The sequence below is a fragment of the Methylocystis heyeri genome, assembly GCF_004802635.2.
GTDB classification, from domain to species: domain Bacteria; phylum Pseudomonadota; class Alphaproteobacteria; order Rhizobiales; family Beijerinckiaceae; genus Methylocystis; species Methylocystis heyeri.
The window spans coordinates 412801-427254 of sequence record NZ_CP046052.1; the positions used below are offsets into that span (position 1 = coordinate 412801).

The 14454-nt window shown below is 63.9% G+C and carries 13 protein-coding genes and 1 riboswitch; of the genes, 9 read left to right on the forward strand and 4 right to left on the reverse strand.

All coding sequences use genetic code 11. The annotated features are described in order from the left end of the window. Positions 1–117: 117 nt before the first annotated feature. Complete coding sequence (locus H2LOC_RS01790; RefSeq protein ID WP_154331744.1) at positions 118–1428, forward strand: L,D-transpeptidase family protein; 1311 nt, start codon at positions 118–120, stop codon at positions 1426–1428. A gap of 117 nt (positions 1429–1545) precedes the next feature. On the opposite strand, the gene H2LOC_RS01795 is transcribed toward H2LOC_RS01790, so the two are convergent. After that, complete coding sequence (locus H2LOC_RS01795; RefSeq protein ID WP_154331540.1) at positions 1546–1962, reverse strand: hypothetical protein; 417 nt, start codon at positions 1960–1962, stop codon at positions 1546–1548. Then, complete coding sequence (locus tag H2LOC_RS01800) at positions 1959–3824, reverse strand: methylmalonyl-CoA mutase family protein (protein WP_154331541.1); 1866 nt, start codon at positions 3822–3824, stop codon at positions 1959–1961. Before H2LOC_RS01800 ends, H2LOC_RS01795 begins: the two co-directional genes overlap by 4 nt. Positions 3825–4002: 178 nt before the next feature. Here H2LOC_RS01800 and H2LOC_RS01805 point away from each other — a divergent pair, with 178 nt between their 5' ends. Genes H2LOC_RS01805 through H2LOC_RS01835 form a run of 7 tightly spaced genes read left to right on the forward strand, consistent with a single transcriptional unit; the run spans position 4003 to position 9773 of the window. After that, on the forward strand, positions 4003–4365 hold the full coding sequence (locus tag H2LOC_RS01805) for an acyl carrier protein (RefSeq protein ID WP_246206944.1): 363 nt from the start codon (positions 4003–4005) through the stop codon (positions 4363–4365). A gap of 1 nt (position 4366) precedes the next feature. Then, positions 4367–5656 (forward strand): beta-ketoacyl-[acyl-carrier-protein] synthase family protein, encoded by a 1290-nt coding sequence (locus tag H2LOC_RS01810; RefSeq protein ID WP_136494828.1) that lies wholly within the window; start codon positions 4367–4369, stop codon positions 5654–5656. Beyond that, positions 5646–6041 (forward strand): hypothetical protein, encoded by a 396-nt coding sequence (locus tag H2LOC_RS01815; protein ID WP_136494829.1) that lies wholly within the window; start codon positions 5646–5648, stop codon positions 6039–6041. The genes H2LOC_RS01810 and H2LOC_RS01815 overlap by 11 nt, the downstream gene beginning before the upstream one ends. Then, positions 6038–6463, forward strand: a complete 426-nt coding sequence (locus H2LOC_RS01820) for a MaoC family dehydratase (protein WP_246206945.1) — start codon at positions 6038–6040, stop codon at positions 6461–6463. The genes H2LOC_RS01815 and H2LOC_RS01820 overlap by 4 nt, the downstream gene beginning before the upstream one ends. 3 nt (positions 6464–6466) lie before the next feature. Further along, positions 6467–7258 (forward strand): SDR family NAD(P)-dependent oxidoreductase, encoded by a 792-nt coding sequence (locus H2LOC_RS01825; RefSeq protein ID WP_136494830.1) that lies wholly within the window; start codon positions 6467–6469, stop codon positions 7256–7258. Next, on the forward strand, positions 7255–8451 hold the full coding sequence (locus H2LOC_RS01830) for a glycosyltransferase (RefSeq protein ID WP_136494831.1): 1197 nt from the start codon (positions 7255–7257) through the stop codon (positions 8449–8451). The genes H2LOC_RS01825 and H2LOC_RS01830 overlap by 4 nt, the downstream gene beginning before the upstream one ends. A 14-nt stretch (positions 8452–8465) precedes the next feature. Next, positions 8466–9773 carry a glycosyltransferase family 2 protein gene (locus tag H2LOC_RS01835; protein WP_136494832.1) on the forward strand — a complete coding sequence of 436 codons (1308 nt, stop codon included), beginning with the start codon at positions 8466–8468 and terminating at the stop codon, positions 9771–9773. 647 nt (positions 9774–10420) lie between these two features. Here the strand turns inward: H2LOC_RS01835 and H2LOC_RS01840 are convergent. Continuing rightward, positions 10421–11152 (reverse strand): sterol desaturase family protein, encoded by a 732-nt coding sequence (locus H2LOC_RS01840; protein WP_246206946.1) that lies wholly within the window; start codon positions 11150–11152, stop codon positions 10421–10423. Between the two features lie 310 nt (positions 11153–11462). Between H2LOC_RS01840 and H2LOC_RS01845 the strand changes: the two genes are divergently transcribed. Next, entirely contained in the window at positions 11463–12578 is a 1116-nt protein-coding gene (locus H2LOC_RS01845; protein ID WP_136494834.1) for an Mrp/NBP35 family ATP-binding protein, read from the forward strand. A 112-nt stretch (positions 12579–12690) separates the two neighbouring features. On the opposite strand, the gene H2LOC_RS01850 is transcribed toward H2LOC_RS01845, so the two are convergent. Further along, on the reverse strand, positions 12691–14115 hold the full coding sequence (locus tag H2LOC_RS01850; protein ID WP_136494835.1) for an OmpP1/FadL family transporter: 1425 nt from the start codon (positions 14113–14115) through the stop codon (positions 12691–12693). Positions 14116–14349: 234 nt separating this feature from the next. Then, positions 14350–14443: riboswitch (TPP riboswitch) on the forward strand. Positions 14444–14454 lie beyond the last annotated feature (11 nt).

The window sequence follows — 14454 nt, forward strand, 5'->3', positions numbered from 1 at the left end:
TTGGGGCGTTGTTAACTCAAAAATGCACTTCTAATTGGAACACGGCGACCGCGCGCGGCGTGCGGCGCGCCATTTCTTTGTGAAAGCATGCGCAATCGGAGCTGTCCCTTGCTCGTTATGAAAACCTGTCGCCTTTCCGCCCCCGCTCTGGCATGCGGAGCGGCTGCGCTGATCTCCCTGGCGCCGCCAGCCCGCGCCGCCTCATCGGATCCCTATGACGGGCAGGCCGAGTGGGCCCAGCGCTACGACGCGGCCGAGCGCCTTACGGTGTCGCGGTCGACGACGCCCATCCTCTCGCCGCAGACCGTCGCGGCCACCGAGGAGGCCATCCAGCGTTATCAGCAGATCGTCGCGAGCGGCGGTTGGCCCACGGTCCCGTCCGGGCAGCAGCTTCGCCTCGGCTCGAGCGGCCCGGCGGTGGTCGCGCTGCGCCGCCGGCTGATCGTCTCCGGCGACATCGGCTCGGAAACCGGCGGCAGTCCCGTGTTCGATTCCTATGTCGAGGCCGGGATCCGCCGCTTTCAGGCCCGTCACGGAATCAGTGAAACGGGCGTCGTCAACCAGCAGACGGCCGCCGCCCTCAATGTGTCCGCCGAAACCCGGCTTCGCCAGCTCGAAATCAACCTGGTTCGCCTGCGCAGTTTTTCCCGCGACCTCGGCAATCGTTACGTGACCGCCAATATTCCGGCGGCTTCGGTCGAGACGGTCGAGAACGGCGCCGTCGTGACCCACCATATCGCCGGAGTGGGGAAGATCGACCGCCAGTCGCCGGTCATGCAGACCAAGGCGATCCAGATCAATTTCAATCCGTTCTGGACCGTGCCGGCGTCTGTGATCCGCAAGGATCTCATCCCCAAGATGCAGGCGGACCCCAATTATCTGCACGACAACCATATCCGCGTCTACAATAAGGACAATCAGGAACTGCAGCCCGAGCAGATCAATTGGCGCTCGATGGAGGCGCTCAATTATCGTTTCCGCCAGGACACGGGCGGAGACTTCAATTCGCTCGGCGTCGTGCGCATCGACATCGCCAACCCCTATGGCGTCTATATGCACGATACTCCGGCCAAGGGCGTGTTCGGCGACGATTTCCGCTTTGTTTCGTCGGGGTGCATACGCCTTCAGAACGTGCGCGACTATGTCGCCTGGCTGCTGAAGGAAAATCCGGGTTGGGACCGCGACCACATCGACGAAGTCATTCGCTCCGGCGAGCGCGTCGACGTGAAGCTCGAACCGGCTGTCCCGGTCTATTGGGTCTATGTCACCGCCTGGGGAGGTCCCGACGGCGTGACCCAGTTCCGCGAGGATATCTATCTGAAGGACGGCTTTGGCGGCGCTCCCAGCGCCGCGGCCCAGCAGGGGCGTCCCGTGGCCCAGAACACCCAGTCGGGCAACAGGCTCGATCCGCGCGACGACGAGCAATAGCGAGCGCCTTCGGCAGGTTGCGCGGTCGCCATAAACGACCGCGCCCGCCGCAGGGGCTCAGGGCAAGGGGACTGATTTTCTGGAGAGGCCGTTCCCGAACGGGTCGGCCGGAGACCTCTATCGGGAAGCGCGATCCCCGCCGGCGCGACGCGCGCGCCATGTGCCGCCGCACATGTCCGTCGAGCTGGACCAGGCGCCGCTGCCGCCGGCCGCGCTGAGCCTGCCATTGGCGCGGGCCAGATGGCCGTTCGCATCGGAGAAGCGGGCGACGAAGGTTCCGTCGTTTTCGACATAGCCCCAGGGCTCGGCCGAGAGGCCGGCGGCCGAAGCCACCCGATTCGCCTGGATGGTGAGAGAGCCGGGGACCAGGGCGGAGCAATTGCCTACGGTCGTCGTGGCCTCGATGGTCCAGGGACCGTCATAGTTGGCGGCTTCGGATGGAGCGGATCGCGCCACCCGCGTTTTGTTCGGCTGCGCCGCCGCCGGCGCCGAAACGACGGCGGCCGCCAGCGCAAGCACGATCAACTGCTTCATTTGGCTTCCTCGATAGCGCGTTGCAACATGTCGTACATGTCGCAGCCGGCGAAGATGAAATGGGATACGCCCGCCTTACGGAACGCTTCCTCCATCTCGCCGGGCCGCCCTGCGAGATAAAGCTTGGCTCCGGCGCCGTTGAGGGCGATGGCGACGGGAGCTGCTGCATCGCAATAAATCCTGTCCGACGAGCAAAGGCAAGCGAGTTTCGCGCCGCTCTCGCGATATGCGCGAACGATTTCGGCGCTGTCTTCGGTCTCGGGGCCGAAGGTCGCCTCTACGCCTCCAGCCTCGAAGAAGTTCTTGGCGAAATTGGCCCGCGCCGTGAAAGCGGCGACCGGCCCGAGCGTGGCGAGAAACACCCGCGGGCGGGCGCCCGTCGCCGCGAGATGGGCGTCGGAGGCGTCCCGCAGGCGTTCGAATGGTTCCGAAAGCCGCCTCGGCGCGAGGAGCGGCGAGCGCGGAGCCCCCTGTGGCGCGGCGGCTTCCGAAGCTTCGGCCGAGAAGGGCGCGACGACGCTGAGCGCAGCTTCGTGGATATTTGGGAATTCGTTGGAGCCGGTGATCTTGTCTTTGGCGCGAGCGACGTTCCTGGCCCGTTGCCCGAACGCTTCCGCCGCTTTGGCCTGGAAGGCGCCGCTTTCGAGGGCGCTCGGCAATCCACCCGCGGCTTCGATCTCCTGAAACGCCGTCCAGGCGCGCTCGCACAGCGTGTCGGTCAGAGCCTCGAAACCGCCGGCGCCGCCGGCCGGATCGTCGACCACGTGAATATAGGACTCGTCCTGCAAAACGAGCTGGGTGTCGCGCGCCAGCCGGCGAGCGAAGGCGTCGGGAGCGCCCAGCGCCTGGGTGAAGGGCAGCACGGTAATGGCGTCGGCTCCACCCGTGGCGGCGGAAAAGACCGCGATGGTCGCGCGCAGCAGATTGTTCCAGGGATCGCTGCGGGTGGTCATCCGCCAGGCGGTCTCGGAATGGACCAGCGCCGGGGCGGGCTCGAGGCCGCAAGCCTCCTCGACGCGCTCCCAAAGCCGGCGAAGAGCGCGGAATTTCGCTACGCCGAGGAATTCGTCGGCGTCGGCGGCGAGCCGGAAGACCAGCAGCTTGCGCGCGGTCTCGATGTCGAGGCCGGCGTCGGCGAGGGCGCGCAGATAGGCGAGGGCGGCGCTCAGGACGAAACCGAGTTCCTGGGCTTCGGTTCCGCCGGCCGCATGCACGATGCGGGCGTCGGCCGCGACCGCGCCGTAGGCGAATCCGGCTCCGGCGACGCGTTTGACGCGCTCGGCGAAGCTCTTGCGCTCCTCGCTCCAGGGCGTCGGGAGGAAGCCATGGCGCGCAAGGGCCCCGAGCGGGTCGAATCCGAAGGAGACGCGGGTGATCGAGGGCTCGATGTGATTCCGGTCGAGCAACCGTATGATCGCGTCGGCGGCGTTCGGCGCGCGCGGCGAATCCTCCATGAGGAGCGGGATGCCGTAATCGAGGCGAATCTTTTCGAGGATCGCCGCCAGGGTCGGGTCCCCGTCGTCGGCGATCGCGGTTCCGTAGGCCCCCTGGCCGCCGGGGAAGACCAGATGCAGGCCGGCGGCTCCGTTTTCCAGGTCTTCGAGCGCCTGCGCGTTGGCCGCTTCCGGATCGGACAGATCGACGCGGGCGAGAACCGACCAGGGGCCGGGGTTCTGGCGCAGGGCCCGCGGCCCCGGATTCGCCACGCGGTTATAAAGCGGCGCCATTTCCGCGCCGTCATAGGTCTTAGACACCAGCTTTTCGAACGAGCCGCCCTTGAGGGCGCGTTCGACGGCCTTGCGCCATTGATCTTCGTTCGCCTGTGGAAAAACAGAGGCCAAGGGCTGGTCTTGTAATGTCATCGTCCTCACTCGATCATGGTCGTTCCCGGCCGCTATTTGGCACGAAGCGCGTCTTGTAGCCACACCATTCAGGTCTGGGGAGGGGGTGGGCTTTATTTTCGCCTTCAAACGCCGTAACCAAGGTTACGGTCCAGGGCGCCGGGCGACTGAACTCGCTTCAGGTCTAACGAACGCGCCGGTGGCGCTCGCCGACGACAAGGCGGCGGTCGAACCGAAGTCGGCGTTCTCCAGCCTGATAGCCGCAGACCCCGATACGGAGGTGAATGTGACTGAGAATCCAAAGGACAAGGCGAAACTGGTCGACGAGATTATCGAGGTCATCGCCGCCGAGGGCATGATCGATCGGTCGAAAGTCACCCCGGACGCTACGATCGAAAGCCTTGACCTGAAATCCGTGGACATCGTGATGATTCTCACGGCGCTGGAAGAAAAATTCAACGTCTACATCCCGATGGACGGGTCGCTTCAGGAAGCCAGGGACGTCAAAACCCTGATAGACGCCATCGCAGACCATATCGTTAAAGAAAGAGAGAAGAATTGATATGACGGCTTCGCAAGCAGGCGAGAGCCCCGCGCCTGCGCAAGGCGCCTCGATCAATCGGTGCGATAATCAAAAGAGAATTGTCATCTCCGGCATGGGCGCGGTTTCGGCGGCGGGCATGGGCGCCGGGGCGCTCTGGCGGGCGGCGCGCGACGGTTTGACGCAGGTGCGGGAGCTCAGGACCGAGCGCCCCTACGACGGACGAATCCGGATCGCGGCGCAGGTGCCCCAATACCAAGCTTCCGACCATATCGAATCGAGTCTGCTGCCTTTTTGCGATCCCTTCACGCAAAACGCCATCATAGCCGCGGACGAGGCGGTCGCGCAGGCCGGTTACGGCCGGGACGATATCGGCGGCTCCCGCACCGCGGTGATCATCGGCAGCGGCATCGGCGGCATGACCACCATAGATAACGGCCTCTGCCGGTACTACGCCGAGGGCATTCGTCCCGATCCTTTGAGCGTTCCGCGTCTGATTCCGAGCGCCGCCCCCGCGACTCTCGGCATGCGTTACAGGTGCCTCGGGCCGACTTTCGCGATCGGCAGCGCCTGCTCCTCGGCCTCGCAGTCGATCGGCCTCGGCCTGCAGATGATCCGTGTCGGTCTCGCCGACAGGGCTCTGGTCGGCGGCTCCGAGTCCTGCGTCATCAACGGAACCATGCGGGCCTGGGAAGCGCTCCGCGTGATGACGCCCGATTTCTGCCGGCCCTTCTCCACGGGACGCAACGGCATGTCGCTCGGGGAAGGGGCCGCGGTCTTCGTTCTGGAGACCCTGGAATCCGCGCTGGCGCGCGGACATCGCCCGTTGTGCGAACTGGTGGGATACGGCACGACCAGCGACGCCAAGGATCCCGTGCGGCCGGACGTGGTCGGGGCCTCGAGCGCCATGGCTCTCGCGCTGGAAGACGCCGGCCTTTCTCCGCAGGACATCGATTACATCAACGCCCACGGCACTGCGACGCACGCCAACGACATCACCGAATCGGAGGCGATCCTGCGCGTCTTCGGAGACGATTACGGCCGCAGGGTTCCGGTGTCCTCGACAAAACCCGTGCATGGCCATGCGCTGGGAGCGGGCGGTGGACTCGAGCTTACAATCACCATCAACGCCTTGCGGGAGCAGGTGGCTCCTCCGACCATCAATTTCCTCGAAGCGGATCCGCGCTGCCCGATCGACGCCGTCCCGAATGTGGCGCGTCCCCTCAAGATCGACGTGGCCATGTCGAATTCCTTCGCTTTCGGCGGCATCAACGCCGTGCTGATCGTACGGGCGTTGGGCGATGGAGCGTGAGTCGGCGACTGCTCTCGAACCTTTTCGGGTGCGCGTGGACAGGGCCCGCGCCGCCGAATTTGCGCGAGAGACGGACAACGCCGGAGAACTCGCCGCCATGCCGCTGGCCTATCCGGCGGTCTGGCTGAGCGAGCCTCGAGTGTATGCGGCGATCGCCCGAGCCTGTGCGCAGGCCGAAAGCCTGCCGGTGCACGAATCGCAGAGTTTCGTTTATGATCGTCCGGTGCTGTTCGACGCCGATTATGATCTCGTCGTCTCGATGGCGCGCGAACAATCGCCGCCGCGGTTGCGCATAAGAGCGGCGCTCGCGTCGCCCGACGGCGCTCCCGTCGGAAGTTTCGAGACCTTGCTGCGTCTCGTGCCGCGCCGGGAAACGGCGTCGTGACGGCGCGCGAGGCGACCGGCCTGCCCGAGATCGGAGAACGTCTTCCAGAGGTTGCGATCGGGCCGTTCGATGCGGAATCGCTGCTTCGCTACGCCAGGGTATCCGGCGACGACAATCCGATCCATCTCGATGACGCTCTCGCGGCGGCGATCGGGCTTTCGGCGCCTCCGGTGCAGGGAATGAAGCTGCTCGCCGCCTTCGAGCCGATGTTGCGGGCGTGGCGAAAGGATCTCTTTGTCGTGCGGCTCGGCGGGACCTTCGTGCAGCCCGCGCTGCGCGGTGAAAAAATAACCCTTTCCGGCCGCGTCGTGCGGTCGTCGCTGCAGGATGGCGTGCTGGTCCGGTTGCATGCCCATGGAGCGTCGCGCGCGCCGGCGGTCATCGCCGAAGCGACGCTGCGGCCAGCCGCCAACGGAATGTAGAAAATGAGCGGAAAACACATTCTCATAACCGGAGCGTCGAGCGGCATCGGCCGCGCATTGGCGCTCCGATACGCCGAGGAAGGCGCTCGGCTCAGCCTGCTGGGGCGGGACGCCAATCGTCTGGAAGCCGTCGCCGGCGAATGCCGGGAAAAAGGCGCCGCTGCGGACACCGCGATCGTCGACGTTCAGGACCGGTCCGGCATGTTCGCCGCGGTGGAAGCGGCGCTGGCCCGCGCGCCCATCGATATATTATTCGCCAATGCGGGCGTCGCGACGGGCCTCTCTCCGGGGCAGATTCTCGAGCCGACCGAATCCGTGCGGGCGATCCTGGCGATCAATGTCGCGGGCGTGTTCAACACCGTGGAGCCGGCGATTCTGCCCATGACCAGGAGAGGCGCCGGGACCATCGCCATGGTCGGCTCCATGGCTGGGGTCCGGGGGCTGCCTTATTCCCCGGCCTATTGCGCGACCAAGGCGGCGGTTCACTCCTATGCCGAGTCGCTGCGCGGCGTCCTTGCGCCCCATGGCGTCGACGTCAGCCTCATCATCCCGGGCTTCGTGAAGACTCCGATGTCCGCCCGCACCAAATCCTGGCAGCCGGGCGCCATGAGCGACATGCAGGCCGCCGAGATCATCCTGCGCGGGTTGGAGCGCCGCAAGCCGGTCATCGCCTTTCCGCTTTTCATGTATGCCGCGTTGCGGTTCTTCACCTTTCTTCCGCCGCGACTCGTCGACTCGGTCATGGCGCGCTTCAGCGCGGATGTCCCGCAGACCACCGAGAGAGAAGCTGTATGAACCTGGGCGAGGGCCTTTCGCTTTCCGAGGCTTTGACCTGGTTCGGCGCATTCCATTGGGTTGTCTCGGTCCTTCTGCTGGCGTTCTCCAGCATTGCGACCGTGATGCAGCCGTGGCTGACGGAACGACGCGCGAAAAACCGGTTACAACCGCCGGTGTCCGTGGTGCTTCCAGTGAAGCTGCTCGAAGATAGTTTCGAGACCGCCCAGGAATCGGTGCTCGCTCAGAGCTATCGCCAATTCGAGGCTCTGGCTTCCGCGGTCGACCCGCAGTCGGAAGCCTCGCAAAAGATGCGGAGAATATTCGAGCGCCACCCCGAGGTCGCCACGCGCTTTCTGGCCTCGACGGCCAATGGCGCGAAAAGCCCCAAGGTGAATAATCTCGTCGCGCCTTTCACGGAGGCGACGAACGACGTCATATTCATGAAGGACGCCAATGCGGTGCTGGCGCCGGGCGACCTGGCCGAGCACCTGCGGCAGCTGACCGATCAGGTCGGCCTCGTCTGTGCAATTCCTTACGGGGCGAATGCGGAGAACCTGGCGGCCCACATCGAGGCCTCGATCCTCAACGGCCCGCATCAGCGCATGCTTTATCTCGCCTCCGCTTTCGGTCATGGCTTCGGGGTCGGGAAAATCATGCTGTTTCGCCGAAGCGATTTCCTCAGAGCGGGAGGCTTCCACGCGATTTCGCATACCGTGGGCGAGGATAACGCCATGGCCAAAGCCCTGGCGCGAATCGGGCTCAAGACGGTTTTTTCGCACCGGGCGGTGCGGCAGGATCTGGGGCGGCGCTGCATGAAGGACGTCTACCAGCGCCAGCTTCGCTGGAGCGTGATCAGGCGCGGGGACGTGCTGCTGTCCTTTCTTCTGGAGCCGTTTTGCCAGGCTTTTCCGTCCCTTATAGCTGCAGCCCTGGCCGCGCCGCTGGTCGGCTTGACGCCGTTTTCAGCCGTGGCTGGGACCCTTTGTCTCTGGCTGGCCTCGGAGACATTGCTTTCCTTTGCGAAGGGTTGGCGCCTATCATGGGATGCGCCGGCTATTCTCCTTTTTCGAGAGGCGGTCATGCTCGCTGTGTGGCTGCAAGCCTGGATTACCAACCAGGTCGTTTGGGCTAATGAAAACTTCGACGCGCGCACGGACTCTCCTCGCGTCGTTTGCACCGAGGCGCCTTTGAAGCCGCCTGTGATGAAGTAGAGAAGGATAAAGTCTTGGTTCTCGATCTCTTGCGCTTCGTCGTCGATGCGCTCGCCTTCGGCAGCGGGCTTACGCTCATAATCATTGGCCTCGGCTTCTTTGCGGTGATTGGGCGGTTTCTTTGGGACGAACTGCGCGGCGCCAAAGATCCCGAGATCGTGGTTCTCCCCGATTCGGAATTGCCTCATGTGCTCGTTCAGATCCCCGTCTACAACGAGCCATTGGTCACCGAGCAGTCCCTGCGCTGCGTTGCGCAGCTCGATTGGCCGAAGGACAAGCTGCACATCCAGCTCCTCGACGACTCGACCGACGAAACCACCGCGCGGGCCGAGGCCGTCGCAAAGGAGCTGCGCGCAGCGGGAGCGGACATCGCTCATGTGCGGCGCCCCGACAGAGTAGGCTTCAAGGCGGGCGCCTGCGCCTATGGCCTCGGCATTTCCGATGCGCCATTCATCGCTATGCTGGATGCGGATTTCAGGCCGCCGCCGAATTGGCTCAAGCGCGGCGTGCCTTTGCTCGTGAAGGACAAAAAGGCCGGTTTCGTCCAGTCGCGGTGCGAATTCTCGAATTTCCGGAAGAACTGGCTGACGCGGGCGCAAGGCCTGGTGCAGGACGGGCACTTCCTGGTCGAGCAGCGCAGCCGCGCCCATGCGGGATGGCTTTTCCAGTTCAACGGCACCGGCGGCGTATGGCGCCGCGAGACGATCGAAAGCGCCGGCGGATGGTCGGATTTTTCGCTGTGCGAGGATCTCGACCTCACCGTTCGCGCCGCTCTCGACGGCTGGCACGGGATCTTCGTTTCGGAGCCGGCGATTCCGGGACAAGTGCCGGAAGGACTGCGGGATTTTCGCCGTCAACAGAGACGCTGGTCCAGCGGCTTCGTCCAGGTGGCGCAAAAGACGGTAATCCCGCTTTGGCGTGCGCCCTGGACCCTGGTGCAGAGAGTCGCGGCGATTACGCTGGTCGCGCACCAGATTTTCTTCCCCGCCGCCGCCATTGGCGTTCTCGCCATGATCGTGGGGACGATTCTGCACCGGTCACCCGCAACCTATGCGCCGATGCTGGAGATCATTGCGGCGATGACCACGGTCGTCGTGCTGGGAATGACTCTCCCGCCCTATGTCGCGCTGAAGCGCGGCCCGCTGGCCGAATATCTGAAGACCATGGCGTCGGTGCCGCCTCTGATGATCTATCTCGCCTTTTCCAATGGCGCCAAAATCATCCAGACCATGCGCGGGCGCAAATCGCCGTTCAAACGCACGCCCAAGATCGAACATGCGATCAAGGCCGAAGCTCCGTGCGACGCCGACGCCGAGGCGTAACGCGACCAAAGTGGGGAAAGAAACAGGGCGATCGGGTGAAGGGCTATTACCCTACCCCTTGAGGGGGAGGGTCGCCGCGAAGCGGCGGGGTGGGGCGGTTTTCCGCCCTATTTTGCGCCTTTACCCCCCCCCACGCGGTCAGCTTCGCCGACCGAACTCCCCGCCAAGGCTACCGCATGCACACATCTCGAAAAGTCGCCAGTCCCGTCATGACCGGGCTTGTCCCGGCCATCCACGCCGAGCAGCAGCGAAATCTTCGGAATGTGCGTTCAATCCGCGGGATTTCGGGGTTTTCGCGCGCTGGCGTTTTCGCGTAACGTCAACGCCTGATGAGGAGCCAGACGATCGCTTCATCTGAGGAGCGACGCGCAATTCCGCGAGAAACCCCAATGTCCCGGCGTGGATGGCCGGGACAAGCCCGGCCAGGACGGCCTCCTGGAGATGTGTGACTCCCTTAGCCCGCAAAGGGGAAGGTATTCGCCCCACATCGAAAGGTTCGGTCCTTCTCTCGATTGCCCTGGGGAAAGAGGCTTTTCGCCTTCTCCCCCTATCGAGGGCCACGAGTTATCCGATCGATAGGAAACCGCTCCAGAGATAGGGTTGGAGCGGTTTGTTTTTGCAAAAGTGTTTTCGAGCGAAGTCCGTCTTCAGGCTGTCCGGCGCTTGCGCTCCGGGACGAGATCCCAGCGTGTCCCAAACAGGGTGTCGCAAATGTTCGAGGAGCCGAACCCGTCGGAAAAACTGACATTGCCCCGCGCGTGATGAGCGGCATGGGCCTGGGAGCTTATGAGTTTCACCAGCATTGTGCGCAGGCGGTTCGCAGGTTCGGCGTCAAAACGCTGGCGCAAAACGCAACTGAAATCGTAACCGGAGTGCTCGTAAAGTCCGCCGAAGGCGCCGGCGCTGACCACCACGGCGTGGAACAGAAAATTGGAGCCGCCGACGCCCACCGCTGCAAGCGGTATCAGATAAGGGCAGACGATCTCGAGGAAGAAATCGGCGGCGCTCATATAGCAGGCGCTTATCCCCCGGCTTCCGACCGTGGAGTGATGCAGCGAGTGACCCAGCCGCCGCATCAAGTCGGGGCGATGCAGGATGAAACGATGGGCGACATATTGCACGATGTCGTGGCCGATCGTGAGGCCGGCGAAGCCCAGCAGCGCCGAGGCGAGCGCCACATGCTCCGAACCGACGAAAGCGAGCCCGCTCCACTGCGTCAGCAGCATGGCGGGCAGCAGCACGAAGACCTGGTTGGCCAGGACGCGCGGAAGCAATTTGGAGTATTTCATCCGTTCTGCGGGGCGCGTCTTGTAGCGAGACAATGAACCGCTGCGGTCAAGCCATTCGAACCACAGACCAAAGCCGTGGTAGGCCAGCATTTGAACGATCCATATCCACAATGCGAGTGGAAAAAGTGGAAGCGCAGGTTCAGAAGGCATAAATAGACTTCCCGTCATTACGCGAAAATGAGATAGCTCCTGATTCCCCGAAATCCGGACGACCGAGGCTCTTGGCATAAATTCCCGTGAAGATGAAGCTTTTATTTCAGCGCAGGGGATAACTGCGGCGCGCTTATTGCACGAAAAACGGCGCTGAGAGTTTGTTGACGTTGTGGGCTGCATCTTCAATACGTGTCACAGCCGGCTCCGCCGGCTGGCGTAATTGAGCAATCGGCGAGGAGCGAAGGTTGTGGCGAACGAAGCTGACGTCCTGAAGGCTTTGGAGAAAGTGGCGGATCCGGCGGGCCGGCCCCTGAGCGCGGCGGGCGTCGTCAGCGGCATAAATGTCGTCGGCGGCAAAGCCTTCGTCTCGATCATCGGCGACCCGGCCAGGGCCGACCTGTGGGAGAAGGTCAGACTCGCGGCGGAGCAGGCCGTCGCCCAGCTCGCCGGCGTCGAAAAAGCCGTCGTCACATTGACTGCGGAGCGCGCGCCGCAGCCTGCCGCGCAGGGCGGCCATCACGGTCACGCCCATCCGCCGCAGGGGGCGCCGCGCCAAGGTCTCGCGGCGGCTGTGGCGAACATCCGCTTCATCATATGTGTGGCGTCGGGCAAGGGCGGCGTCGGAAAATCGACGACTTCGGCCAATCTCGCCCTCGGCCTCGCCGCGCAGGGTTGGCGCGTCGGCCTGCTCGACGCCGACATCTACGGCCCTTCGGCGCCGCGCCTGTTCGGATTGCACGGCAAGCCCGAGGTCGCGGACGGCAAAATGATTCCCCATGAGGCCTATGGGGTCAAGGTCATGTCGATCGGCTTCCTGGTCGAGGAAGACGTGCCGATGGTATGGCGGGGACCGATGGTCTCGCAGGCCCTGACGCAAATGCTCGGCGACGTCGCCTGGGGCCCGCTCGACGCGCTGGTCATCGACATGCCGCCCGGCACCGGCGACGTGCAGCTCACGCTCGCGCAGCAGGTTCCCATGAGCGGCGCTGTCGTCGTCTCGACGCCTCAGGATATCGCGTTGATCGACGCTCGCCGGGCGGTGAGCATGTTTCAGCGGGTCGAGGCGCCGATCCTCGGGATCGTGGAGAACATGAGTTATTTTCTCTGTCCGCACTGCGGCGGGCGGTCGGAGATCTTCGCCCATGGCGGCGCCCGTCACGACGCCGAAAAGCTCGGCGTGCCGTTCCTCGGCGAAGTTCCGCTCGATATCGCCATTCGCGAGACCTCGGACGCGGGACGCCCCGTGGTCGGCGCCGATCCGCAGGGCGAGCATGCGGCGATCTATCTCAATCTGGCGGCCAAGGTGAAAACGCTGCTCGAAACCCAGACGAAGCGCGCGGCGCCGACGATCGTGAAAGGTTGAATTGGAAACGCCCTCGGCGCGAAGGCCGAGGGCGCTCCATATGCGTCCCGCTTCGGTTCCTCGCACGCACAGCTCGGACGCTCCTATCCGGCTTCGCTGCGAGGCGGATGCGTCAGAAATGGGTCGGGATGAAGGAGTTGTCGCCGAGGTCGAATTTATAGGTATAGCTCACCGAAAATTCGAGGCCGCTGAGCGAATCGGTGATGTTCGTGCCGGCGGCGTAATGCGGCGGCACGGCCACCGGAACCGATCCGAAAGGCGTGCTGTATGCGAAACGGGCGAAGGGCACGTTCTCAGGCCCGCTGACCGAATTCTTGAACGCATAGACCGTCGCGAAGTCGATCGACGAATTCTTGGTCAGATCATATTTGAAGCCGCCCGCGATGTGATGTTCGCTGATCGCCGGCGCGAGGATATTGAGCGTGACGTCCTGCGATCCGATCATGGGGCTGGTGTGATTATAGCCCAGCCGCAAGGTCAGGTCTTTCGTCGCCCGCCACTCGACGCCGAAGGCTTCCGCGTCGGTGTCGCGCCAGCCGAATCCGAGCCCGCCGTAGGTTCCGAGCGTGCCGTAAAAAATCGGGAAAGTCGGATTCCCGAGGGCGGGAACCGCCGAATAGAAGATGTGCTTCCAATCCACCATCACCGTGACATTGGGGAGAATGTCATAGGCGAGGCCGACGCTGACCTCGGCGGGGATGTCCATTTTACCGTGATTGGCGATGGCGCCCGCATATTTGCCGAACTGGGTCATGAACATCGGCGTCGAGCCCGCCACGCCGAGACGCAGCTCCTTGGTGATTTCGTATTGGAGGCCTAGGCGTATGCCGCCGCCGACCGAATAGTCGTATCCATTGTCCGACAGGTGGTAGGGATCCCAGGAATAGGGGGCGAGCGTCTTGAGGCCCTGAACGTTCAACGCCTGGCCGGCCAGGGTCGGGGCGAAGCCGATGGTCACGGGACCGAATTTGCGGGCGTAGACCACGCTGAAAAACTGCTGCTGGAGGTCGATGCCGGCGAAACCTCCGCCGAGCGGACCGCCCAGGGAGGGGCTGACGAGCGGACCGGCGAGCTTGAAGGGGCCCACCGAGAGCGACGGCGCGTAAATCGGGGGCTTGTAATGCCCCCAGTCATAAGCGGTGTTGATGCCGCCATTGCCGTAGGAGACCGTGCCCCAGGCGGATTCGGCGTCGATCGGCTGGACATTGGCGTTGTTGGGAACAGGGAAGATCGGACGTCCGCTTCTGACATCCCCCGGCGCGACCACGGAGAGCGGACCGCTGGCCTGATAGCCGCGATCGGGCAGAAGGGCGCTGATGCCGAACTGATATTGGCGTTCCATGCCGACGATGCCGGCGGGATTCACGGCCATCGACATGGCGTCTTTGGAATCGGCGACGTCGGAGCCGGCCAGGGCCTTCTGCCGCGCGCCATAGCCGATGAGCTCTATTCCCTCCGCCGCAAGGCCGGCTTCGGCCGGTAAAATGCAAGCCACCGACAGCGAAACCACGAGCGCGCGCCGAAAATCCTGACTCATCGGGATGACCTATGCTGAAGTTGTGACTGCGCCCATGCACGCACAGGCCGATCCTAGTCTAGCCGCGAGCGTAACAAAAACTTCCTGATTCGAGCAGGGTTTGGAGCTCAGTCGCCGCTTTTTGTCCCGAATGTCACGTATTTGCCACATCTATGTTTCCGCATTACATGGGCGTGATAAAGCCTATTCGGGCTGGTCCGGCTTGCGAGCGGGCCGACAAACCACTAGCTTTCACCAAATGGCGAGGGGCGCCGCCGCGGCGGCTGAGAAGGACCCATAGAACCTGATCCGGGTAATGCCGGCGGAGGGAATGCCAGTGCGATCCAATCAAGAGCCGGG